Below are 22,871 nucleotides of genomic sequence, written 5' to 3'. Positions count from 1 at the left end.
TATGGTCGGGGGGAGTGGGAGTAATTCAGTGTGACTATGTATTGAGTGAGGCTGGTGCGCCGGGGGGATGAAATAGAGATAAACCGGCGCGGGACAGCAGTGCCTCGCGTCGGTCTGTTAAATAAGATTACTTCCAGGGCGTCTCTTCCCAGGTGCGCCGCGTCAACTCATCCCGGGCCTCGGCCAGGGCTCGATAGTCTTCCCCATAGATGACGCTCAGCGGGTTGCCCTGCTGTGCCATGTCGGAGCTAAAGTTGATGTCCTCGGCCACATCCTCAAGGGCGCCCAGCAGAACAGAGCGGATGTCAACCGGTAGGTTGGCCGGTGCCGCCAAGCCGCGGAACGAGCCCATTTCGATATCGAAGCCGAGCTCCTTCGCCGTCGGCACGTTGGTGGCTTGTTCCAGGCGCTCGTCAGCCAGCACGGCCAGTACGCGTAGCTCATCTTCAAAGCCCACCGTCTGGCTATATGCCATGGTGCCCATGGCCACGTGCCCGCCCATCAGTGCGCTGCGCGCCTGGGCTGCGCCATTAAACGGTACGTAGTTTAGTTCAATGTCGGCCGCCTCGGCGAACTGGATAGCGGAGAAATGGTCGTTGCCGCCTAGCGAGGACAGGCCCACCGGCATCTTGCCTTGGACGTCCCTGGCGTACGCGATCAGGTCTTCCACCGAGGCGATGTCAGAGTCTTTCGGCACCACTAGGGTATTAGGGTCGGAGACGAAGTTGGCTAGCCAGGTGAAGCTGTCCACGTCGTAGTCAGCCTCGCGGTCATAGGTCAGCGCCAGGGCAGCTGGCAGATTCATGGTGCCAATCGTGTAGCCGTCTGGACTGGCCGAGGCTAGCGCCGAAAATCCGATCTGGCCGCCCGCGCCAGGCATGTTCTTAACCACCACCGTGGCGCCGTCGCCCAACTGCTCCTCCAGATACTTGGCGACTGTGCGGGCCATGACGTCCGTGCCGCCCCCGGCGGAGTAGCCGACCACCAAGTTGATCGGTTTGTCGGGATAGTCGGCTTGAGCGAGGCTGGTGCCGACCAGGAGGGAAGTCGACGCGACAGCGGCGAGGGACAAGCTTAAAAAACGTTGTTTCATGTTGGCGTACTCCGATCTTGTTGTTGAACTTGCGGGCATGGCTCATTAACGGCGCGGTTAGTTAGGTCATGAACCGGCGGGTAGCCGGTAGACCCGTGTAGCCGTGTCGTGAAACACGGCGTTGCGTTCCTCCTGGCTCCAGGAGGCAGTGAGTCGGTGATAGGCATTCCACAGCACGCCGTAGGAGATACTGCCCTTATCGACAGGAAAGTTGCTCTCCAACATGCAGCGCGATGGTGTAAAGCGCTCAATGCAGGCGTCCACGTCGGGGGCGATGGCATCGGCAAGGTGCTGTGAGTTCGGTGGCGTCTTTCCTGTGTTGAAGCTGAAGCCCATGATCGGCATGCCAAAGCCGCCGATCTTGAGCATCACATTGGGGAGTTCGGCCAGTCGCGCCAAACCGTCGCGCCAGGCCTGGCGATGGATCGAGTTATGGTCACTATGAGGACTGGGATAGGATCCGACGCCCAGAGGCCCTCCAGCATGGTCGAGAACGATGGTCAGCTCGGGCAGGCGGCGGGCCAAGGTTGCTACCTCGTCGAGCTGGGTTTGGTAGGCCCATATATCCAACGACAGGCCGAGGCGGGACAGCTGCCGTGCTGCCTCGACGAAGGGCTTGCTGACCATCAGCCCCTCCGGTGCTGGCACGGGGTTGGAACGAACGGTGGGGTCGGGATGCGCCGCGACGGGCATGCGCACACCGCGAAAGTGCCCGCCGCCAGCCTCCATCAGCGCCTCGAGCACCGGCGCGACGCTAGCACCCATCAGTAGGTCGGCATAGCCAACGATGGCCGTTGCCACGTCGGTGGGCCCGTAGTGGCCGCTACGCGACTGGGCGGAGAGGCCGCGAACGAACTCGATCTCACCGACGGATCGATAGGCCTCGGGGCCGCTCGCGCGATACATCGTCCGGCACTGGATGTAGATCGAGGCAGTCACCCAATGGCCACTGTCGCCGATGTCGTCGGTGAACTCCTCAAGCAGATAGCGAAAGCCTCGGCGATCCCAAAGGTGGTGATGGGCATCGACGATCTTCTGATCCGGAGCCAGCGAGGGCTCCCGAACCTGGGTGAGCCAGTCCGGCCGCGGCGGCGGGTTCGGTGAGTCTACGACGGGGCGTCGGCGCCAGGGTCGCTCGTTGGCGGCATCGTCACTGTCTTGGTGATTCCGCTGGGTCGTGGAACAGGAGGCAAGGAAGCTGTCGTAGGGCTGCGGCTTCGTCGTCAGCATCACATACCCCAGCCGGAAGCCATGGGAAAGCCGCCGACGGGCAGCTCAGCGCGCAGAATAGTGCCGGTGTCAGACTCGGTGATGAAGAGTGTACGGCCTTCCGGCCCGCCGAAGGCGCAGTTGGTGGTGCCGAGCCCACGAGGGGATCTCACCACGGCGATTGGCACACCGAGCGCATCGTGTACCCAAACCAGTCCCATGCCGGTCTGACAGACCACCACGCCACCATCCTTGGTAAGCGCCAGACCGTCCGGGCCCGCACGGCCGCCGGAAAACTGCAGGAATAGCCCCGCTTTTACCACGCGTCCGCTGTCCGAGATCGGCAGACGCCAGACAGCATTGGCTCGGGTTACCGCCACATAGAGTGCATGGCCAGCCTTATCGAGCACCAGCCCGTTGGGGCTCGGCACTTTGTCGATAAGGCAGTCCAGCCGACCGCTGTCCGGGTGCCAGCGGTAGACACGGCCAGAGGGGTCCTGCAAGCCGGTTTGGCCCTGATCGGTGAAGTACAGCGAGCCGTCGGGGCCGAAGTGCAGGTCGTTGCAGCCCTTGAAGCCCTCGGTGTCAGCATCGCCCAGCGCGGTGGTCACTTCGCCGGTGTTCGGATTCAACTGCATGATGCCGTTACGAAAATCGGCAATGTAGATGTGCCCGCCCGTATTGATCTTCAGGCCGTTGGGTTGGCCTTCGTACTCGGTGATCTGCTCGACGGCGCCGTTAGGTGAGACGCGAAAGACACGACCGAAGGGAATATCAACGAACCACAGGTTGCCCTCAAGATCGAAGGATGGGCCCTCAATGAAGCTGTCGACCACCGCCCCGCGCCGGTTGCGATCCGCCCAGTAAGAGCGTTGGCCGGATCTTCTCAGTGACGTCGGCAGTGTGGTGAAAACCTCGGCCTCAATCAGTATCGGGTCGGGATGGGGGAATGCCATGTTCAACCTCCAAAGGTCGTGGTTGGGAGCCACAGGGCGATGTCGGGGAACCAGATCAGCAGAACAAGGAAGGCCAGGATGATCAGGAAGAAGGGCAGCACACCCATGACGACGTCTTCGACTTTAACGGTGGGATCCGAACTGGCGACCACGAACAGGATGATGCCCAGTGGCGGCGTCAGTTGGCCGAGCTCGACCAGGATGACTACGAACACGCCAAACCACACTGGGTCGATGTTCATCGCCATCAGCACTGGAAAAATGACCGGCACAATGATCGCGATCATGCCTAGACCTTCCATAAAGCAGCCGAGGATGGCGAAGGTGACCAGCAAGATCATTAGAAAAACGAACGGCGACATGTCCGCCTCGGACACCCAGCTAACCAGATCCTCGCCGACGCCGGATAGCGCAGTGGCGTAGGCGAAAATCATCGAAATGAAGACGATGAACAGCACGTTGCCGCTCATCACCAGGGTACGTGAGATGGCTTTGCGTAATATGCTCAAGCTGAGCCTGCGGTAGGCGGCAGCGATCACTACTGCCCCAACTACGCCAACAGCACCGGCCTCGGTAGGCGTAGCGATGCCCGAATAGATACTGCCCAGTACGAAGCTGATCAATATCATGAATGGCACGACATCCAGCGCCGCCTTCAGGTAATCGGAAAGCCGCAACTGGGTGGTGTCGCGTGGCACCAGCGAGGGGTTGAGTAGCGAGCGCGCGGCAATAAACAGGCTATAGCAGCCAGCCAGCAGGATACCGGGCACCAGCCCGGCCGCGAACAGCTTGGCGATGGAGGTTTCGGTGAAGGTGGCGTAGATGATCATGGTGATCGAGGGTGGAATCAATATGCCCAGGGTGCCACCGGCGGCCAGTGAGCCTGCGATGATACGCTTCTGGTAGCCCCGTGCGGATAGGGCTGGCAGGGCTACAGTCGACATGGCTGCGGCTGTGGGAGCGCTGCCGCCAGCGACGGCGGCGAAGATGCCGCTGCCTATGATGTTGGTATGTAGCAGTCCGCCCGGCAGGCGGCGCATGAAGGGTGCGATGCCGTTATAGAGACGGCCACTCAGCCGCTGCCGCCGAGTAGGATTTCCGCCATCAAGATGAACAGCGGAATGGCGGCTAGGGTGAAGCTGTTGGATGCCCCCCAGCTAACCATTCCAAGGGCATTCCAGCCAGCAAATTCCTTCATCAGCCAAAGATACCCAAGGGCCGCGGCTCCTACAGCGAAATGCACCCAAAGACCGCCGAGGATCAGTAGCAGCAAGACGGAAAAGGCAATGATTGCATCCATCAGCGTTGTCCTCCGATGCCTAGTTGCAGCAAGGCACGCTCTAACAGGAAAAGGGTCATCACGGACAGGCCCACAGGCAGCAGCATCTGCGGGATCCAAAGCGGTGTCATCAGAGCGGTGGGCGCCACGTTGCCGCGTGCGAACGAACTCATGACGAGCAGGGAGGAGTGCCAGGCGAGCACACCGCAGATGCCCATGGCTAGCGCGACGTACACCAGACCAAGCACCTGTCTGACCCGAGGCGGCAAGGTTTCGTATATAAAACCGACCTGAAACAATGCATTGTTCCTGATTGCTAGGCTAGCGCCGAACAGAGTGGTGGCGATAACCAAGTAGCCGGAGAGCTCCTCCACTACATGTAGGGAACTGTTGAAAAGCAACCGTGATCCGATCTCGGCGACGACCAATACCGTTAGCGTTATTAGCCCAGCGCTAGCGAGAATGCGCACAATAGCGGAGAGTACGTCAAAGATGGGGCCGGCGGAGGCCGGCCCTTTTCTTGTTTCATGTTGGGAGGCAGACATGTTGAGATCCTCTGAAAGATCAATTACTTGCCGAGCGCTGTGAGCACATCCTGCAGTGCCTGTTCATGCTCAGGACCGGCTTCGCTGGCCCATTCCTGCCAGAAGGGGGCGAGGGCTTCCTGGGCCTTGACGATCTCTGCGTCACTTGCTTCAACAATGGTCATGCCAGCGTCCCCCTGAGATTCCTTTTGGGCCTGCTCGTCTAGAAGGAAGGCCTCGGTGATGTTAGAAGCCTCCTCTCTGATGATGGTGGCGAAGGTTTCGCGATCGGCTTCGTTCAGGGACTCGTAGGCGTTGGTATTGGCGATAATGGCGCTATAGGCGTAGTTCACCGGTAATCGGTAGTTGTAGTCGAGGAACTCGTGCCAGTTTTTTGCACCGCCCGCACTGGCTGTTAGCACACCATCAATTACGCCGCGCTCCAGGGCAGTTGGAACCTCGGAGCCGGATAGGGTGATCGGTGAGCCCCCGAAGGCCTCGACGAAGGCACCCTGCTCGGGCGAGGTCACGCGGATCTTATGACTTTCGAGATCGTCGAGGGAGTCGATCTCGAACGAGGTGAAAATGACTTGTTGAGGGTAGCGATAAGCGCCCAGAAAGGTAACATCCTGCTCGGCGAAGCCTTGCGTGAGATAGGGAGACATGGCCGCGTAGGCTTTATCCCACTCCTCATCGTTCTGGATCAGCATTGGCAGATTGAGGATACGCGCGATGGGCACATTGCCGGAAAAAAACAGATCAGCCGAGAAATCGATAAAGCCATTACCGACCGCCTGGGTAATATCGCTGGAGGCAATCTGCAGTGTTTTTCCCAAATGCAGCGTGATCGACAGGTCTTCGGTTTCAGCTTCAGTACGGTCTATGATGCGCTGCATTCCCTTTACTGCCGCGGTAGTGGAAACCGACGAATAGGTGTAGCCGGTCCAATCAGCGGCTTGAGCAGCACCTGTCGTGGCTATACCCATGATGAGTAGGCTAGTTACCAAAGAGGACTTGAAGGCTTTCATATCGATACCTCATTAATCGTTGTTATGTCTCTACCGTTCGAGGAACTGGCGGTACAGCGCATGTTGTTAGATGTTGATCTATGATCGAAAAGACGCGAACCACGGGCATCTAAGCTATTGGTAAGCGTGTTTCTAGCAGAAGTGGAACATGAAAAGACTTTCTGTATAAAGCGCGTTTTTCTTGAAGAAGTATGAAGAATTTCTTTATTAAAAATTCGTGTTTTTACAGACTTGTATATGCCGCTTTAGTGGTAGTTTATTGGCATGGCGTAGCAAAAAGATGCAAACGTACCTGAGGCGATATCAACCTATACGACTGCATCGGGGGGGAGACAATCTTGGAACGGGGAGCGCGCCGAATCGAACTCCGCTAATCTGTATCAAAAGAGGAAAATGATGAGGTTTTACAGATTATCTAGTAACCCATAATAGTAACGTATCTATGAACGTTATTGATTTGAAGTCTTCTGCAGATTCAAGGGCTATGAGTCACTCAGCTTTTTTCGATCCTTGTTTAGAGCCACTAGCAGCACAAGCAACATTGCTACTATTGGTAGGCTGCTCAAGCCGAAGATGACGCGGTTGGATGTATTCTCGGCGATTAGTCCGGCTACCATAGCCCCCATCGCTGGTAGGCCTCGAAAGATCATTGTATAGAGTGACAGCACTTTTCCTCTCACCGACTCTGGCACCTGTGTCTGCAGAACAACTTGCGTACACACACCATTGGCCAGGATGGCTCCTGACAAACAGGCGAGGGTTAATAATCCTGCCCATAACACATGGCTAATCAGAAATAATCCGCATGCCAATATTGCCGATAGTCCGAAGCCTATGGCCAGTGAGAGAGGAGAGCCTTTTGTTAGTAAGAAGGAGGTCATCAACCCACCGCCTATCGCACCGAGCCCTTGAGCTGATGTCATCAAAGAGAAGGCCTTTGCTCTTGCTGCTTCTCCAATAACGACCTGACCGGCAAAAGCCGGTAATAATTCGAAAATAGGCCTATAACATAGCGCTAGAAGGGCGAAGAACAGCAGCAAGAGCTTGTGATGTCCAGTCAGTGCATGTATTACCGCTGACCATGTTGAGTGGCTGAGTTTGCCTTCCGTCGACCCTTCCAGTCCCTCAGACCCTCGCCTTTGGTTAGTATTTTCTGATTGGGAAAGCCGCGCTAGTATCAGTGCAAAGAGCAAATAGCTAATTGTGTTAAATAAGAAGACCGACCAAAGTGCTTCCAGCGTTAGCGCCATGCCGGCGGCGGCTGGACCTAACATCCGCGCAAGGTTAAACACCATGGAGTTGATCGTTATCGCTCCAGGCACATCTTCTTTAGGGACGATGCTACCGACAACGACCATACGCGTTGGATGATCGAATCCGTTCAGGATGCCAGTTAATCCAGCCACGATTAGCAACATTGTCGGGCTGACAAGCTCGGCCATTATGGCAATCAGCATAATGCAAGGCGGCGCTATTGAGAGAAGCTGCAGCCACAGGGCTAGGCGAATTTTGTCTTGTCTATCGACCAATGTGCCTGCAAAGGGAGCCACGACCATTGATGGCAGCAGGTCCGCCATTGCCATTAACCCTAGCATGAAGCTCGACTGTGTCATCTCCCAGGCGAGCCATAGTAGCACCACACGTTGCGCCCAGGTGCCAACAGCCGAAGCCGCGTTACCCGCCAAGTACGCGCGAAGCCGAGCGTTTGCCAGCGGGGCGGCGGCTTTGGGCAGGTGCAAACTCAGCCTCGCAGGAGGCTGCAGCCCGTCGTTTCCAAAGCCTTATCAACCCAGGTGCGGTCGTTCTCGCCAGTATGTATGGCGACCATTTGCTTCTCTTCGGAGGCCTGTTTCGCTTGGGCGGCTTTTAGCACTGTCTCGGCATCAGCGTAGGGAACGGCCAGCACGCCATCGGCGTCACCCAGAATTAGGTCGCCCGGCTCAATAACCATCCCGCCAAGGTTGATCGGAGTATTGATCTCACCTGGCCCGTTTTTGTATGGGCCGCGATGCGTGACGCCCACGGCGAAGGTCGGCAGGTTGGTATCGCGAAAGCCGTCCAGGTCGCGCAGCGCACCGTTGAGCACGAAACCCGCAACGCCTTTCTTGACCGCGTAAGCCAGCATTAACTCACCCATCAGGGCATTGGTGGTGTCCCCTCCGGCATCGCAGACGATGACGTCACCGGGCTGGGCCATGTCGATGGCCTTGTGCAGCATCAGGTTATCACCGGGGCGCGTACGAACAGTAAGGGCGACCCCGGCTAAATTGCCAGCGCGATGCATCGGGCGAAGGTCTGGGCCACCGGCGAAGACGCGGGACATGCTATCGCTGACCACCGCTACGGGCAGTACTGCGAACGCCTTAACGAGGTCGTCGTCGACACGGCGCTGGCGCTGAAGAACTCTATTTCCGACTGTCATAGCATTACTCCGTCATGTGACTCAACATTAAAGATGGTGCGTTCAGGCTAGGGTGTTGACCAAGCGGGCTTTCGGTAGGGTTTCTCCAGCGAGGAAGTCCACGATACCGCTTACCGCCAGTTCGCCGACGCGCTTGCCAGCTTCTTTGGTGACGCCTGCGATATGGGGCGTGAGAATGACTCGCTCAGACGCGGCCAGAGCGTTCACGTCCAATGGCGGCTCCTGTTCGAAAGTGTCTAGTCCTGCGCCTGCGATATGCCCACTCTCTAGGGCGGCAAGCAGGGCCGCCTCGTCGATCAGACCACCCCGAGAAGTATTGATGACGTAGCTGTCGGCCGGCATCAGGGCGAGCATCGCGGCGTTAAGCATGTGCGTATTGCTTTCGGTAAGGGGGCAGTGCAGGCTGACGATGTCCGATTGGCGGAGCAGGTCCTCTATGCGTTCGGCTCGGCGTGCGCCCATCGCTTTGATAGCGTCCACCGAGGCATAGGGGTCGTAGACGAGCACGTCGAGACCCATGCCTTTCACCAGCTTCGCTACGGTGGCAGCGATGGCGCCGCCACCCACTAGACCTAAACGCATGCCGGATAACTCTCGACCGAGGAACCCCGCCTTTTCCCAGCGCCCTGCCCGCATGCCCGCATCCAGTGGCAGCAAACGTTTGATCGTCGAGAACATTAGAGCAACCGTGTGTTCCGCAACAGAAACTGCATTGCCACCTGCCGCCCGGATGACTTGGATACCATGTTGGGTTGCTGCATCGATGTCGATATTGTCGACGCCTGCGCCATGCTTGGAGATAACGCGCAGCGATTTCCCTGCTGCGACAGCACCGGCACCAAATTGCCCCATTCGAGACACGACCCCAACCGGGTCGTACTGTTTGAGGAAGTCAGCGAGTACCTCCTCAGATGGATAGGGGGGTGTGTGAACAAGGGTATAGCCAGCGTCTTCGGCCATTTGCTTTGCAGTGGGGGCAAGGTCGGGGCCTGTTATTAGAATCAAAGGTTGTAGTGCCAAATCAGATCCTCCCTGTTGTAACGAGGGCAGCCGGACACTGATCGGCGTAGCATCACAGGCGACTGCTTTCGAATTGATTTTTAGAATACAGGAAGATTTTTTATACAAAAGCGAATAAAATTTGCCTTTATGTTAAGCATTTCTTCATTTAAGGAGGGTTTATGGACACTCGCCAACTACGAACATTCGTAGCGATTGCTGAGCATGGCACATTCGCGCGGGCGGCCTTGATCGTAAATTTGACCCCTTCCGCTGTTAGCCAACAGGTCCATTCGCTTGAGCAGGAACTGGATACCAAGCTGTTCAATCGTGACTCCCGCCCTCCTAGCCTCAACCTCCAGGGGCTGAAAATGCTTGAAACGGCTAAACAGATTCTGGCCTTGGTGGATGAAACGCGTGGCGTTCTGTCCGGGAAGCAGATAACGGGTACGCTCAATATTGGCTCGGTGCGCACCAGTACTATCGGCCTACTGCCACGTGCCATCGTGGCACTGCGACAGGAGTTCCCCGAGCTGAACGTAAACCTACGAGTGGGCATGTCTTCGACGCTGATCAGCGACGTCAACGCCGACCGGCTGGATGTGGCGGTGGTCGCCGAGCACTCCGGCGTGTCGCGCGATCTCTTGTGGTCGCCGTTCATACGCGAGCCGTTAGTGGTGATAGCGCCGCCCGGCACACCGCCGATGCCGGTTCAGCAGTTGCTGGAAACGTTGCCCTTCGTGCGTTTCGGCAGTAATGTGCCGTTGGGCGCAATGATCAACAACGAGCTCGCCCGGCTAGGCATAGCGGTGCAGGACATCGCTGAGATTGACACCGTGCCTGCCATCGTGGAGTGCGTGGCCGCGGGTCTTGGTGCCAGCATCGTGCCAAATATCGCGGTGCGCGAGAACGGTCGCGACATGCTGACATTGCCGTTCGGTGAGCCCCAAGTCTTCAGACAAATTGGCATGATCCATCGCGCCAGTTCGGCCAAGGCCGAGCTACTGACAGCGTTACACAATAAGCTGGCGGAAGTTGCGGGAGAGTTTGGTGTTTATCGAGAATAGTCGTCATTACGGAAGTCGTAGATACAATATCGCACTTGCCCGAGCCGTCCCCGCTACGCTGATGAAACGTCAACAGGCCCTAGTAATGCGCGATCACCTGGGCCGCATTCGCCTTTAGGGTTACTGGCCACTTACCTGGCGCAAGCACTTTGATATTAACGCTTATGCCCATCAACCCATACAGGGTTTGCTGATCATGATGGATCCGTCAACTACCAGTTCATGAGCTGGTAACCTATAGTGTTCTTTCAGCGTGGTTAATATTGGCCATCTTGAATTCTGAATTCAACTAATAAGCGCAGCACTTTCGGGAAACATCGGCGAATCAGCTTATTGGTGGTTTTATTAGTATCAGCCTGGCATAAGCGGCACGATTCGAAAGTTGGTCTTTTTGAGGAAGGTTTAAAAACACCTTTAAGAGGAAGCGTTTATTGAAATTATGTACTAATAAGTTCTAGCAAAATTATGACGCCTGGAATCCAGCCGGTAAAGATCGCGCAAAAAATGGTATAAGTTGCAACGTACCGCTGAATAGGCTTCGCTAGCGCTAATAGGTAGAAGAAACTAAGCCATAAAAGAGACCATGAAAACCAGTTAACCGTATTCCATAATTTGAAACTTGTCGTGTAGCCAGCGATTGAGTGCACACCAATAACCGCGGCGGTGATGCTTACAAAAAGACAGAACCAACCTAATCCTTTGCCATCAGATTTTAGCCACTGATTGGCACCTACCCAAAGATAGGTTATTGAAAATAAGAGCGTAAAAGCCCCTGCGCTAATCTCAACCGTGTTGTTAGGGTCTTTGAAAATTAAGTGCATGGCTATAATAAAGCTGAGCAACCCAACCAGGACGTTGATGATTGAGACTTCTTGGTTGCTGATTTTTCCCAGCAGCCAGATACCATTTATAAACAAAACAGCGCCCACATATAGCAATGTAAGACCCAGGATCATACTGTCTTGCTCCAGATGTTTATTTTTAATAAAGCCACGTGCTCGTTCCCGTGGCTTTGCTTTAACGGTAGGGTGCTTTTAGTAAGGCACTACTGTGTATCGTTAGTGGGTATTGACCGCTTGCGCCGTTAGCTGCGGTGTTGATTCATTCAGCTTAAACCGGGCGACGATGGAGTTGAGGCGTTCGGCCTCATGCTGAAGCTCGATGGCGGCCGTACTGGCTTGTTCGACCATCGCGGCATTTTGTTGAGTCGTTTGCTCCATATCGTTAGCTGCGATATTAACTTCTCGAATACCCGCGCGTTGCTCTTCGGTTGCTACGGATATCTCGTCCATTAACGTGGTGACCTGGGTCACCGATGCCATGATTCGCGCCATGGTTTCGCCTGCTTTATCCGCTTGATGCGTGCCGGCTTCTACCATATTGACCGATGTTTCAATCAGCTTTCGAATATCCGTTGAAGCGCTAGCGCTGCGGGTAGCGAGCTGGCGTACTTCACTGGCCACTACCGCAAAGCCGCGGCCATGCTCTCCAGCACGTGCCGCTTCTACTGAAGCATTGAGGGCGAGAATATTGGTTTGGAAAGCAATGGAGTCAATCAGTTTGATGATGTCGGTGATTTTCTGTGAGCTTTCGCGGATGTTGTGCATATGGCTAATGACCTCCATAACCACACTACCGCCTTGATCCGCAGTGTTCGCCGCTTCACGAGCTACTTGTCTTGCTTGGATAGTGTTTTCGCTGTTGCGCTCCATTGTTGAGGTCATTTCTTCGATGCTTGACGCGGTTTCGGTTAACGAGGCTGACTGTCGTTCCGTACGCGCCGAGAGATCCTGATTACCTTTGGCGATCTCTTGGGCGCTGGTAAATACTTCGCTACTGCTTTCTCTAACCGTCATAACAGTTCCGAGTAAGCTTTGCTGCATATGACGCAGAGAGGTGAAAAGCACGCCGATTTCATTGCGACCGCGGGTTTCCACTTCTCTTGAAAGGTCGCCTTCCGCCATGCTCTTGAAATGCTCGGTAATGCGGTGCAAAGGCCGTATTAAATTAGCACCTACGCCCCAGTAAACAATCACGGTAACCATGAGCGCGATAATGAAGACGGTGATGATGGTAATAGTGGAAAGGCTGATGACAGAGTCAAAATTGGTCAGCCGGTTGTTACCTTCTTTTTCTACTTGATGAAAAAACCAATCGCATCTTGATAGAAAGCTGCATAAGCCTGGTAAGCGGCGTCACGCTGTTCGCGGTAAGTAACTGTATCGCCTTCATACAATGCAGCTACTTGCGGCAAAAGGTGTACATCTATCATGGTGTCAAAGCTTGTTACGATAGGCGAGATGATCGCCTCATGGGCTGCGTCGGCGGGCAGTGAGATAAAATTCGAAAACACGTCTTGGGTACTATTAAGTGAGCTATGCAGCTCATTAGCTCGCTGCTGCCTCTCTTCATTGGTAAGCGTTGTTTGTGGCTCAATCAATTCCTCATAAAGGCGCGCCATGCTAAGGCGTGTGGCTTGTAGCGTAGAATTAGTTCGGTTGAGACTAGCCTGCTGGTTAACATTGACATTAGTGAGCTGCTCGATGCTTTGTTGGCTGTGATTGACGGCATAAAGCCCTGTGCCACTGAGCACAAGAAGCATAAGTAAGAATGAGAGTAGAACCAGCGTCCAGCTCATCCTTAAAGTCATATTATCTAATATACGCATTTATATTCCCAAGTTAACCTATAGAGCCATGCACCTTAACCACAAAATAGAACTGCCAGCGCACGCAGCAGTTCTATTTAATGGTGGCCAAATGGCTTCTAATTAGGTGTACATAAAACTGTTTAATTAGAGTGGGTGCTGTTTTGTGAGATTTTCTGGCTTCATTTGTCGCTGTCGGCCTTGGCCGCCTCAGCATCTGCTTTGGCGATCGCCTCTCGCTCTTTTTCCTCGTCGGTTAGTGATTTGTTAGGTAAGGCTATGTTAAGCGTGAAGGCTGTTATCGCAGCAACTACAATAGGCGCACCACCAATCAGGTCTCTCAACACCGTCGGAAACTGCTCAATGGCTGAGGGGACAGAAGCGATCCCTAGGCTCAATGCTAAAGCGAGCCCCACGATCGTCATATTTCGAGCGGACATTTCATCTTTTACCAACAGCTGAATCCCCGTCATGGTGATCATGCCGAATACGGTAATGGTTGCTCCACCCAATACGGGATAAGGAATGGTGGTCATGATTGCCCCAAACTTTGGGCTAAGGCCGGCCAGAATCATCATGATGCCCGCCAGCGCCAGAACATAACGGCTAATAACCTTGGTCATCGCCACAATGCCTACGTTCTGGCTGAAGGTGGAGGTAGGTAATGCACCGAAGAAAGAGCTCAGGGTGGTAGTCAGGCCATTGCCCAGTAAACCTCCCGTCAACTCGCGAGTCTTCAGCTCGCGATTCATGCCGCCGACGGTTGTTGCGGACAAATCGCCGATAGTTTGTACGGAATTGATGATGCAGATAACGACCATAGAAGCGATAGCGGCCGCGTGAAATTCCATCTCGAAAGGCATTACCTTGGGTATGGCCACCCAGGAAGCATTGGACACGCTATCGAAATTGACCATGCCAAGGGCGAGCGAGAGCAAGTAACCCACGACGATGCCAACAATGATTGCGGAAAGCTTCACCACGCCTTTACCGAACTGAGCGGCAATCAATACTGTGAGTAGCGTTACCACCGCCACGACCCAATTAATCGGATCGCCAAAATTGGGTGCGTTTACGTTGCCACTGCCCGCCATGTAACGAATAGCAATATCGTAAAGTGATAAGCCAATGACCAATACCACTGTGCCTGCGACAACAGGCGGAAAGAGGTGGCGGATATACTGGATGAAATAGCCCACTATCACCATGGTCATACCGCCGATTAACTGGGCGCCAAGAATCCCTTCAATACCATACTGAGCTCCTACTGCGACCAGGGTTGGTACATAGGCAAAGCCTACGCCAAAGATGGCGGGCAAGCGGGCGCCAAATTTCCAAACACCGTAAAGGTGGAAAACAGTACATACCCCTGATGCCAGCACGGCAATCTGAATAAGCAGGAGTTTTTTTCTATGCTCGCCCCGACAACACCGGCAACGATAATAGGCGGAGTGATGACGCCAGCGATCATGGCCAATAGATGCTGAAGAGATAGAGGCAAAGCCTTTGAAAACCGCGGTTTTCCATAGAAATCAAACAGAGAGGTGTTCTTTTCGCTCACGCGTTTCCGATCTTCGGAAGAGGCTAATGCATCATTCATAGATGAGTCTCCATTGTTATTGTATTCAGTGCTATTAATTTTTTGTTTATCTGATTTGATCATACTGTACACAAAAATAAATCAGAAAATAAATAATTTTGCAGCCATCCTCCAACCCCATATCAGCAATGTGCGTTTTTTCCGGATAACTATACCTAGAAAATAATACTGGTATGCCCAGTTTCTTCTAACAGAAATTTAATTAAAGTTATTAAATAACAGTGACTTACATTTGTATTGCCTGTTTTACATCTACCTGCTGTAGCCGATCTTTCTAAAGATAAATTCCCTTAAGGAATTCCTACTAAAGTCGCATTCGCTGACGTTGGTCATCAAAATATTCCAAAAATGTATACAGAAAATATTTGAAATGTGTCCATTAAATAGCTAAAAATGTTGTCAATAAGTACATGGGTACTGTTTAGGATGTGCTAATACTGCGTTGCCAATGATGAGCTAGCGGCACAGGATTCGCGGAAAATCAGAGAGAGGGTGATGGGAAAACTGACAACACATGTTTTGGATACAGCCCAAGGCTGCCCTGGTGAAGGAATTAAAATAGAGGTATTCCGTTTAGATGGGGGGCTACGCCAGCTTCTTAAAATAGTTAAGACCAATGACGATGGTCGTTGTTGATGCTCCAATACTTGAAGGAAGTGAATTAGTAAAGGGCAATTATGAAATGGTGTTCCATGCAGGTGACTACTTGATGCGCCAAGGCTTAAAAGCGCCAGAGCCGAGCTTTTGGACATCATACCACTCCGTTTCGGGGTTAATGATGCGGCGCAGCACTATCATGTGCCGTTATTGCTAACGCCATATGCCTATTCGACTTATCGCGGCAGCTGAACATCCATTTTGAGCGTCAATGTACGTTTTGTAGTTAGCCCCCAACAATAATCAAATGAGGCGAGGTTCCCCTAATGGAAGCCTATTTACTTGAATTTGGAAACTTTATGCTGCGCTGGCTGCATGTCATCGCGGCCATCGCTTGGATAGGCGAATCCATCTATTTTGTGATGCTGGACAACGGCCTCAAAACACCTAAAGACGAAAACTGCCGCCAAAAAGGGGTGTTTGGTGAAATGTGGGCTGTACATGGTGGTGGTTTCTATCACAACCAGAAATATGCAACGAGTCCAGAAAAACTACCGGATGATCTGCACTGGTCGTTCTGGAAGTCTTACACCACATGGCTGTCCGGTTTTGCCCTGTTCATCATTTTGTATATGGTTAACCCAAGCTTCTACTTGGTGAACCCAACAGTAACTGGGAGTGGGCGGCTAACCTTGCTGGTTGGGAAGCTAATATCCTGGCGCTGGCCTTCCTGCTACTAGGGTGGGTTGTTTATAACGAGATGTGTAAGCGTATCAGCCCGAACATGGAGCGTGATGGTCTCTTGAGTATCGGCGTAGCGGTCATGATGATCGTAGTTGCCTACTTGAGTACTCAAATGTTTTCGGGGCGCGCGGCTTTCCTGTTAACAGGGGCTGTGATGGCTACTGCGATGTCGGCGAATGTGTTCTTTTGGATTATTCCTGGTCAGCGTCGCATGGTAAAGGCGATGAAGGCTGGCGCAACACCCAATCCGCTTGATGGTAAGCGTGGTAAGCAGCGCTCGGTTCATAACACCTATTTCACCCTGCCCGTCGTATTGTTGATGATCAGCAATCATTACTCCTTTGCTTACACTCATGAGCATGCATGGGTGCTGATGACACTCTTTATCTTTGCGGGTGCATTGATTCGTCAATACTTTGTCTTAATGCATGCGGGTAAAATTCAGCCAATTTATCCCATTGCTGGTGTTGCTCTTCTCTTAATAGCTTTTTGGGTGGCTATGCCTGCGCAAAGCTCGAGTCAATCTGGTGCTCAGGCAGCAGAAAAGGGGCCAGATATCACCGAGATCGGTGCCGTCATAGAGCAACGTTGTGTCGCTTGCCACTCACAAACGCCGACACAGCCAGGCTTTTCTGCTCCTCCTGCTGGTTTTGCATATGACGAAATCGAGCAAATCATTAAACAACAAGAGAGCATTAAGCGAGTAGTAGCGAGCAGCTATATGCCGCTTGGCAATATGACGAATATGACGGAGGAAGAACGTGCATTGATTGAGGAGTGGGAAGAGTAAGCGTCTAAATAATTCGTACGTATTTAACGTCAGTGCTATTTAAAGCCTGCCTTATGGTGGGCTGTATCTTTCGCTATGTACATTTTTATTGTTTTTAAACACTCATTAGATCGCTGTTTTATAACAAGGAACTTGCATCATGCATTCGCCCAATTATCCTCGTGACTTGGTCGGCTATGGCTGTAATCCCCCTCAGGCCAATTGGCCTGGCAAGGCGAAAATTGCTGTGCAATTCGTGCTGAACTATGAAGAGGGTGCAGAGAACTCGGTACTACACGGCGATACCGGTTCCGAGCAGTTCCTTTCCGAGATAGTCGGTGCGCCTGCTTTTTCCAATCGCCACCTGAGCATGGAATCCATTTATGAGTATGGCTCGCGGGCAGGGGTATGGCGAATCTTGCGTGAATTCGAACGACGTGGTTTGCCGCTGACCATTTTCGGTGTGGCCATGGCGCTGGAGCGTAACCCCGAGGTGGCTCATGCCTTTCAGGAGTTGGGTCATGAAATTGCGTGTCACGGCTATCGTTGGATCAATTATCAGGAAGTGCCAGAAGCGCTGGAACGCCAGCACATGGAGCGTGCTATCGAAGTGTTTCAGAACCTTTACGGCGCGCAGCCGCTGGGTTGGTATACCGGCCGTGACAGCCCCAATACGCGTCGTCTGATATTGGATCAAGGCGGTTTTTTGTACGACAGCGACTACTACGGTGATGACTTACCGTTCTGGACACGCGAGAAGGACAGCCAGGGCCATACGCACTCTCATCTAGTAGTGCCTTATACACTGGACTCTAATGATATGCGCTTTGCCTCGCCACAGGGTTTTAATACCGCTGATCATTTCTTTAGCTATCTGCGTGATGCTTTTGATGTGTTATACGCGGAGGGAGCAGAAGTGCCAAAAATGCTCTCTATCGGTTTGCATTGCCGCCTGATAGGACGCCCTGGCCGTTTTATCGCACTCCAGCGTTTTCTTGATCATATTGAAGCGCATGACCGTGTCTGGGTCAGTCGGCGCGTGGATATCGCCCGGCATTGGGTAAAGCACCATCCCGCCTACTGAGCTTATCGATGCAGGTCTAAAGAAATATTTATTAGTAATTTCTTATCTACTAAGGTCTCTTTTTTTGTTCGCCTAAAAGCGATAACCCTGAAGCGAGTGAACGAGCCATGAGTGACAAGGATAACAAAAAACATCTGATACCCGCGCTTGAACGAGGGCTAATGATCTTAATGGAGCTCAATCGTCATCACCGAGAGATGAGCTTTTCCGAGCTTGTTAAGCGAGTGGGTTATCCACAAGCAACTTCGCATCGAGCGGTACAGACCTTGGAGCACATGGGGTTTTTACGCCATCACCCCGTCACCGGTTTATATTCCCTGGGGGTCAATGTATTGCGCCTAGGCTTTGAGTACGTCGCTTCGCTGGATGTCGTACAGATCGGACAGCCGGTTATTGAGTCTTTGTGTGAGCAAACCGGTTGTTCGAGCCATATCGCTATTCGAGATGGTCGTGATGCCGTCTACGTGGCGAGAGTTGGGGCATCGAACGCTACTATTCGCCGTGTGAGTGTCGGAACCCGCTTGCCGTTGCATTGCACTTCTTTGGGACGAATGCTGCTTACCGATCTATCACGAGAGGAATTCGAAACTCTTTATCCATCAGATTACCTTTTAGATAAGGAGCCGGGTGCGCCTGCCAACCGTGATGTTCTCTGGGATCTAGTGCAGGAAGACCGGCAGCGTGGATATGTTATTGCGGACTCCTATTATCACTTTGGTATCTCTTCGGTTGTCTATCCCCTCTATAACCATGATGGCTCTATGGAAGGCGTTATCAGCATTATGGTGCCAGTACACGAAGTCTCTGCCGAAAAGCGTGATCGACTACAGAGCTGCGTAGCTGAAGCTGCCGCGACCATTTCCGCAATGTTGGGTTACGGATAAATTTCTAGATCCCTTTCTATATATAAAAAATCCAAACGATAAAATTGACCACAATAAAGGAAAGATGATGGCCAAGCGTAACTATTATGCCCCCCAGGGAGGGTTGCCAGCACAGACACAGCTGCTGTCGGATCGCGCCGTGTTTACCGAAGCCTATGCAGTGATACCTAAAGGGGTCATGCGTGACATTGTGACCAGTAATTTGCCGTTTTGGGATAAAACCCGCTTATGGGTGTTGTCTCGTCCCCTGTCTGGCTTTGCCGAGACGTTTTCACAATACATTATGGAAGTATCTCCTGGCGGTGGTAGCGAAAAGCCGGAACTAGATCCGGCAGCCGAGGGGGTGCTGTTCATTGTTGAAGGCGAACTGACGCTCACTCTGGCGGGTGAAACACACCTTATGCAGCCCGGCGGCTATGCTTTTTTACCCCCAGGTATTAGCTGGCAGGCGCATAACAGGGCTGACGAGCCGGTTCGTTTTCATTGGGTGCGCAAGGCTTACGAATATGTTGAAGGCATTAAAGCACCTGCGCCTTTCGTCACTAACGAAAATGCCATTGAACCATCGGCTATGCCGGATACCGATGAGAGATGGGTGACTACACGCTTCGTCGAACCGGATGACGTCCGCCATGACATGCATGTCAATATCGTCACTCTGCAACCTGGAGCCGTCATCCCTTTCGATGAAACCCATGTCATGGAGCACGGGCTTTACGTGCTCGAAGGTAAGGCTGTTTATCACTTGAATCAGAGTTGGGTTGAGGTCGAGGCTGGCGACTTTATGTGGTTGCGCGCGTTCTGCCCGCAGGCCTGTTATGCCGGCGGCCCAGGGCCGTTCCGCTATCTGCTCTACAAAGACGTTAACCGCCATATGAAACTGGGTTGCGTGGGGGCACGCTGAGTCGTTACCTGGCACGAGTTGAAACCGAAGATGATGGCGATGACGTACACACTCTGATCAATAGCGTTGTTAGCCTGTTGAGATGCCTTTGGCGCTAAATTTTCTCGAATGTCATCCGCTATTCCTTAAGGTTTTTAAAGGCTAACAGCCAAGGCTGTTGGTCTATTAGTGGTGCCTGAATTTCCCTCCTTGGTTCTACGATTCCACCTCTGCACTATGTGCATATCCCCGTAGCTGTGATTTCAATAACCTTTTGTTTATTAAGGGTATATGTTGGCATTTAATTTTTTATGGAAATATTTTCCATAAAAAATTGACACTCATCGAGTAGGCGCCTATTTTTGAATACAAGAACAAATCGAAAATGAATACAGCAATTGTATTCAATTGTTGAGGAGAAATTGTAATGGCTAAAATGACAGCTGCGGAAGCCGCCATTCACGTTCTGAAGAAAGAAGGTATCGACGTTGCCTTTGGGTTGCCGGGGGCCGCAATCAATCCTTTTTACGCTGCCATGCGTAAGGTGGGTGGAGTCGATCACATTCTGGCACGCCATGTTGAAGGGGCGTCGCACATGGCCGAGGGTTATACCCGAACCAAAGCGGGGAACATCGGGGTATGTATCGGTACTTCTGGTCCCGCCGGCACCGACATGATCACCGGGCTGTATTCCGCCAGCGCCGACTCCATACCGATTCTGTGCATCACCGGTCAAGCGCCACGGGCCAAGTTGCACAAGGAAGACTTCCAGGCCGTGGATATTCAGACCATTGCCGGGCCGGTCACAAAATGGGCGATTACCGTGATGGAACCGGCCCAAGTGCCGCGGGCCTTCCAGAAAGCCTTTCAACTCATGCGCTCAAGCCGCCCCGGCCCGGTGTTGATCGATCTGCCGATCGACGTTCAGATGAGCGAAATCGAGTTTGATCCGGATACCTACGAATCACTTCCGGCCTATAAGCCGTCTGCTTCGCGTGCCCAGATTGAAAAAGCGTTGACCATGCTCAACGAGTCCGAAAAGCCGCTGTTGGTCGCGGGGGGCGGGATCATCAATGCAGATGCCGCAGAACAACTTGTCGAGTTTGCCGAACTTACCGGCGTGCCGGTCATTCCGACGCTGATGGGCTGGGGTACGATTCCCGACGATCACCCGCTGATGGCGGGCATGGTGGGCTTGCAGACATCTCATCGATACGGCAACGCAACCATGCTTGCCTCGGATTTCGTGATGGGCATCGGCAACCGTTGGGCCAATCGCCACACCGGTAACGTCGAAACATATACCAAAGACCGTAAGTTTGTTCACGTCGACATCGAGCCGACGCAGATCGGGCGTATCTTCGGCCCTGATTACGGCATCGTTTCTGATGCCAAGCTGGCATTGGCACTTTTCCTTGATGTGGCTCGGGAAATGAAGGCGAAGGGCAAGCTCAAGGATCGCAGTGCCTGGGCCGCGGAGTGCCAGGAGCGCAAACGCACGCTGTTGCGCAAGACGCACTTCGATAACGTGCCGGTCAAACCCCAGCGTGTTTATGAAGAAATGAACAAGGTGTTCGGCAAGAATGCCCGCTATATCAGCACCATCGGTCTGTCCCAGATTGCGGGCGCTCAGTTCCTGCACGTTTACAAGCCGCGTCACTGGATCAACTGTGGCCAGGCGGGGCCGCTAGGCTGGACCATTCCAGCGGCGTTGGGCGTTTGCCGTGCTGATCCTGAAGCTGAAGTGGTGGCACTTTCCGGTGACTACGATTTCCAGTTCATGGTCGAAGAGCTGGCAGTCGGGGCGCAATTCAACCTGCCCTATATTCATGTGCTGGTGAACAACTCCTATCTCGGGTTGATTCGTCAGGCCCAGCGCGGCTTCGACATGGATTACTGCGTGCAGCTCTCTTTCAAAAACATTAACTACACCGACGAAGAGGCTGAATTAGCTGAATACGGTGTAGACCATATTGCTGTTGCCGAAGGCCTGGGTTGTAAAGCGCTGCGCGTACTAAAGCCTGAGGATATCGCTCCGGCATTTGAAAAGGCCCGCGAACTGATGCGTGAACATCGCGTACCTGTAGTCGTTGAGATCATTCTTGAGCGCATCACCAATATCTCAATGGGTACCGACCTTGATGGCGTCAATGAATTCGAGGAATTGGCTGAAAACCTGACGGATGCGCCTAGCTCCATCGCCAGTTTGACCTAAGCTTGGCCCTGGTGACTACCGAGGTTCGGTACCAGGGCAATTATTATCACTAAGATAAAAACAAGGAGACTTGCATGCCCAAATTTGCCGCGAATCTCAGCATGATGTTCACCGAAGTAGACTTCCTCGATCGTTTTCAGGCCGCCGCCGAGGCTGGGTTCGAGGGGGTTGAATACCTATTTCCCTACGATTACACGGCGGCGGAAATCAAAGAGCGTTTATTAGCCAACGGCCTTACCCAGGTATTGCACAATTTGCCTGCGGGCGATTGGGCAGCGGGTGAACGCGGCATCGCTTGTCACCCGGATCGGGTGGAAGAATTCCGGATCGGCGTTGATCGTGCCATCGAATATGCCACTGCTTTGGGGTGCAAACAGGTGAACTGCCTGGCGGGCATTAAGCATCAAGGTGTAAGTGATGACGAGGCACGCAGCACGCTGATTGAAAATCTGCGTTATGCGGCTGAAAAGCTCAAGTCGGTTGGCATTCTTCTGTTGGCGGAGCCGATCAACACTCGTGATATCCCAGGCTTTTTCCTCAACCGCACCGAGCAGGCTCTGGCGCTGTTCGACGAGGTCGGTAGTGACAATCTGAAGCTGCAATACGACATCTACCACATGCAGATCATGGAGGGAGATCTAGCGCCCACGATAGAAAAGCATCTGGGCTGTATCGCGCATGTGCAACTGGCGGATAACCCGGGCCGTCATGAGCCGGGTACCGGTGAGATCAACTACCCTTTTCTGTTCTCACAGCTTGACCGCCTAGGTTACGACGGCTGGGTTGGCTGCGAATACAAGCCCAAGACGTCGACGTCGGAAGGGCTGGTTTGGTTAGAGGCGGTGCGCTGAACATCCCAAGTATGAATAAG

Annotated in this window: 19 protein-coding genes and 3 pseudogenes; 8 read left to right on the top strand and 14 right to left on the bottom strand. The window is 53.2% G+C overall.

Annotated features, from left to right (window positions below; genetic code table 11):
• Positions 1-127: 127 nt before the first annotated feature.
• The 10 genes from FDY98_RS20480 to FDY98_RS20440 form a co-directional block, all read right to left on the bottom strand.
• Entirely contained in the window at positions 128-949 is an 822-nt protein-coding gene (locus FDY98_RS20480) for a tripartite tricarboxylate transporter substrate binding protein (RefSeq protein ID WP_231500629.1), read from the bottom strand.
• Positions 950-1,159: 210 nt separating this feature from the next.
• The gene (locus tag FDY98_RS20475; protein ID WP_202606161.1) at positions 1,160-2,323 is read right to left on the bottom strand and encodes an amidohydrolase family protein; all 1,164 of its coding nucleotides are present in this window, start codon (positions 2,321-2,323) and stop codon (positions 1,160-1,162) included.
• Positions 2,323-3,258 carry an SMP-30/gluconolactonase/LRE family protein gene (locus FDY98_RS20470; protein WP_027957852.1) on the bottom strand — a complete coding sequence of 312 codons (936 nt, stop codon included), beginning with the start codon at positions 3,256-3,258 and terminating at the stop codon, positions 2,323-2,325. The genes FDY98_RS20475 and FDY98_RS20470 overlap by 1 nt, the downstream gene beginning before the upstream one ends.
• Positions 3,259-3,260: 2 nt before the next feature.
• Entirely contained in the window at positions 3,261-4,298 is a 1,038-nt protein-coding gene (locus FDY98_RS20465; protein ID WP_340147080.1) for a TRAP transporter large permease, read from the bottom strand.
• A gap of 32 nt (positions 4,299-4,330) precedes the next feature.
• Complete coding sequence (locus tag FDY98_RS28715; RefSeq protein ID WP_340147079.1) at positions 4,331-4,558, bottom strand: hypothetical protein; 228 nt, start codon at positions 4,556-4,558, stop codon at positions 4,331-4,333.
• Positions 4,558-5,082: a TRAP transporter small permease gene (locus tag FDY98_RS20460; RefSeq protein WP_027957850.1), complete on the bottom strand. Its 525-nt coding sequence runs from the start codon at positions 5,080-5,082 to the stop codon at positions 4,558-4,560. The genes FDY98_RS28715 and FDY98_RS20460 overlap by 1 nt, the downstream gene beginning before the upstream one ends.
• A 23-nt stretch (positions 5,083-5,105) precedes the next feature.
• Positions 5,106-6,089, bottom strand: coding sequence for a TRAP transporter substrate-binding protein DctP (dctP, locus tag FDY98_RS20455; RefSeq protein WP_027957849.1), 984 nt, complete (start codon positions 6,087-6,089; stop codon positions 5,106-5,108).
• 482 nt (positions 6,090-6,571) lie between these two features.
• Positions 6,572-7,828, bottom strand: coding sequence for an MFS transporter (locus FDY98_RS20450; RefSeq protein WP_027957848.1), 1,257 nt, complete (start codon positions 7,826-7,828; stop codon positions 6,572-6,574).
• A gap of 2 nt (positions 7,829-7,830) precedes the next feature.
• Complete coding sequence (locus FDY98_RS20445) at positions 7,831-8,511, bottom strand: RraA family protein (RefSeq protein ID WP_027957847.1); 681 nt, start codon at positions 8,509-8,511, stop codon at positions 7,831-7,833.
• A gap of 42 nt (positions 8,512-8,553) precedes the next feature.
• Positions 8,554-9,531 (bottom strand): hydroxyacid dehydrogenase, encoded by a 978-nt coding sequence (locus tag FDY98_RS20440; protein WP_027957846.1) that lies wholly within the window; start codon positions 9,529-9,531, stop codon positions 8,554-8,556.
• A 161-nt stretch (positions 9,532-9,692) separates the two neighbouring features.
• Between FDY98_RS20440 and FDY98_RS20435 the strand changes: the two genes are divergently transcribed.
• Positions 9,693-10,577 (top strand): LysR family transcriptional regulator, encoded by an 885-nt coding sequence (locus tag FDY98_RS20435; protein WP_027957845.1) that lies wholly within the window; start codon positions 9,693-9,695, stop codon positions 10,575-10,577.
• A 437-nt stretch (positions 10,578-11,014) separates the two neighbouring features.
• On the opposite strand, the gene FDY98_RS20430 is transcribed toward FDY98_RS20435, so the two are convergent.
• The 4 genes and pseudogenes from FDY98_RS20430 to FDY98_RS20420 all read right to left on the bottom strand — a co-directional run bounded on the left by FDY98_RS20430 (position 11,015) and on the right by FDY98_RS20420 (position 14,824).
• Positions 11,015-11,533 (bottom strand): AmiS/UreI family transporter, encoded by a 519-nt coding sequence (locus FDY98_RS20430; RefSeq protein ID WP_027957844.1) that lies wholly within the window; start codon positions 11,531-11,533, stop codon positions 11,015-11,017.
• A gap of 102 nt (positions 11,534-11,635) precedes the next feature.
• Positions 11,636-12,622, bottom strand: a complete 987-nt coding sequence (locus FDY98_RS28710; protein ID WP_340147078.1) for a methyl-accepting chemotaxis protein — start codon at positions 12,620-12,622, stop codon at positions 11,636-11,638.
• Between the two features lie 89 nt (positions 12,623-12,711).
• Positions 12,712-13,245: a Tar ligand binding domain-containing protein gene (locus FDY98_RS28705; protein ID WP_340147077.1), complete on the bottom strand. Its 534-nt coding sequence runs from the start codon at positions 13,243-13,245 to the stop codon at positions 12,712-12,714.
• Between the two features lie 161 nt (positions 13,246-13,406).
• Positions 13,407-14,824, bottom strand: a pseudogene (locus FDY98_RS20420) (uracil-xanthine permease family protein).
• A 495-nt stretch (positions 14,825-15,319) separates the two neighbouring features.
• Here FDY98_RS20420 and FDY98_RS20415 point away from each other — a divergent pair.
• From FDY98_RS20415 to hyi, 7 genes and pseudogenes are all read left to right on the top strand, one after another.
• Positions 15,320-15,655: pseudogene (locus FDY98_RS20415) on the top strand (hydroxyisourate hydrolase); the annotation flags it as partial.
• A 92-nt stretch (positions 15,656-15,747) separates the two neighbouring features.
• Positions 15,748-16,955, top strand: a pseudogene (locus FDY98_RS20410) (urate hydroxylase PuuD).
• Positions 16,956-17,094: 139 nt separating this feature from the next.
• On the top strand, positions 17,095-18,018 hold the full coding sequence (puuE, locus tag FDY98_RS20405) for an allantoinase PuuE (RefSeq protein ID WP_027957839.1): 924 nt from the start codon (positions 17,095-17,097) through the stop codon (positions 18,016-18,018).
• Between the two features lie 107 nt (positions 18,019-18,125).
• Positions 18,126-18,902, top strand: coding sequence for an IclR family transcriptional regulator (locus tag FDY98_RS20400; protein WP_027957838.1), 777 nt, complete (start codon positions 18,126-18,128; stop codon positions 18,900-18,902).
• A 67-nt stretch (positions 18,903-18,969) separates the two neighbouring features.
• Positions 18,970-19,806, top strand: coding sequence for a bifunctional allantoicase/(S)-ureidoglycine aminohydrolase (locus FDY98_RS20395; RefSeq protein WP_027957837.1), 837 nt, complete (start codon positions 18,970-18,972; stop codon positions 19,804-19,806).
• A gap of 406 nt (positions 19,807-20,212) precedes the next feature.
• A complete protein-coding gene (gene gcl / locus FDY98_RS20390) occupies positions 20,213-22,000 on the top strand; it encodes a glyoxylate carboligase (protein WP_027957836.1) in 1,788 nt (595 codons plus the stop codon).
• Between the two features lie 74 nt (positions 22,001-22,074).
• The gene (gene hyi, locus FDY98_RS20385) at positions 22,075-22,851 is read left to right on the top strand and encodes a hydroxypyruvate isomerase (protein ID WP_027957835.1); all 777 of its coding nucleotides are present in this window, start codon (positions 22,075-22,077) and stop codon (positions 22,849-22,851) included.
• Positions 22,852-22,871 lie beyond the last annotated feature (20 nt).

Origin of the sequence: Halomonas sp. PA16-9 (genome assembly GCF_009728585.1) — a bacterium.
Classification (GTDB): domain Bacteria; phylum Pseudomonadota; class Gammaproteobacteria; order Pseudomonadales; family Halomonadaceae; genus Vreelandella; species Vreelandella titanicae.
The sequence above is the reverse complement of the archived record's forward strand: the minus strand, read 5'-3'. Positions and strand labels throughout refer to the sequence as shown.

Excerpts from the sequence above, each read along its gene's own strand:
- FDY98_RS28705 (WP_340147077.1), bottom strand. The coding sequence starts at position 13,245 with ATGCGTATATTAGATAATATGACTTTAAGGATGAGCTGGACGCTGGTT.
- FDY98_RS20460 (WP_027957850.1), bottom strand. The coding sequence starts at position 5,082 with ATGTCTGCCTCCCAACATGAAACAAGAAAAGGGCCGGCCTCCGCCGGC.
- puuE (WP_027957839.1), top strand. The coding sequence starts at position 17,095 with ATGCATTCGCCCAATTATCCTCGTGACTTGGTCGGCTATGGCTGTAAT.
- FDY98_RS20480 (WP_231500629.1), bottom strand. The coding sequence starts at position 949 with ATGGCCCGCACAGTCGCCAAGTATCTGGAGGAGCAGTTGGGCGACGGC.
- gcl (WP_027957836.1), top strand. The coding sequence starts at position 20,213 with ATGGCTAAAATGACAGCTGCGGAAGCCGCCATTCACGTTCTGAAGAAA.
- FDY98_RS20395 (WP_027957837.1), top strand. The coding sequence starts at position 18,970 with ATGGCCAAGCGTAACTATTATGCCCCCCAGGGAGGGTTGCCAGCACAG.
- FDY98_RS20470 (WP_027957852.1), bottom strand. The coding sequence starts at position 3,258 with ATGGCATTCCCCCATCCCGACCCGATACTGATTGAGGCCGAGGTTTTC.
- hyi (WP_027957835.1), top strand. The coding sequence starts at position 22,075 with ATGCCCAAATTTGCCGCGAATCTCAGCATGATGTTCACCGAAGTAGAC.
- FDY98_RS20435 (WP_027957845.1), top strand. The coding sequence starts at position 9,693 with ATGGACACTCGCCAACTACGAACATTCGTAGCGATTGCTGAGCATGGC.
- FDY98_RS20430 (WP_027957844.1), bottom strand. The coding sequence starts at position 11,533 with ATGATCCTGGGTCTTACATTGCTATATGTGGGCGCTGTTTTGTTTATA.
- FDY98_RS20475 (WP_202606161.1), bottom strand. The coding sequence starts at position 2,323 with ATGCTGACGACGAAGCCGCAGCCCTACGACAGCTTCCTTGCCTCCTGT.
- FDY98_RS28710 (WP_340147078.1), bottom strand. The coding sequence starts at position 12,622 with ATGGTTACCGTGATTGTTTACTGGGGCGTAGGTGCTAATTTAATACGG.
- FDY98_RS20400 (WP_027957838.1), top strand. The coding sequence starts at position 18,126 with ATGAGTGACAAGGATAACAAAAAACATCTGATACCCGCGCTTGAACGA.
- dctP (WP_027957849.1), bottom strand. The coding sequence starts at position 6,089 with ATGAAAGCCTTCAAGTCCTCTTTGGTAACTAGCCTACTCATCATGGGT.
- FDY98_RS28715 (WP_340147079.1), bottom strand. The coding sequence starts at position 4,558 with ATGGATGCAATCATTGCCTTTTCCGTCTTGCTGCTACTGATCCTCGGC.
- FDY98_RS20465 (WP_340147080.1), bottom strand. The coding sequence starts at position 4,298 with ATGCGCCGCCTGCCGGGCGGACTGCTACATACCAACATCATAGGCAGC.
- FDY98_RS20445 (WP_027957847.1), bottom strand. The coding sequence starts at position 8,511 with ATGACAGTCGGAAATAGAGTTCTTCAGCGCCAGCGCCGTGTCGACGAC.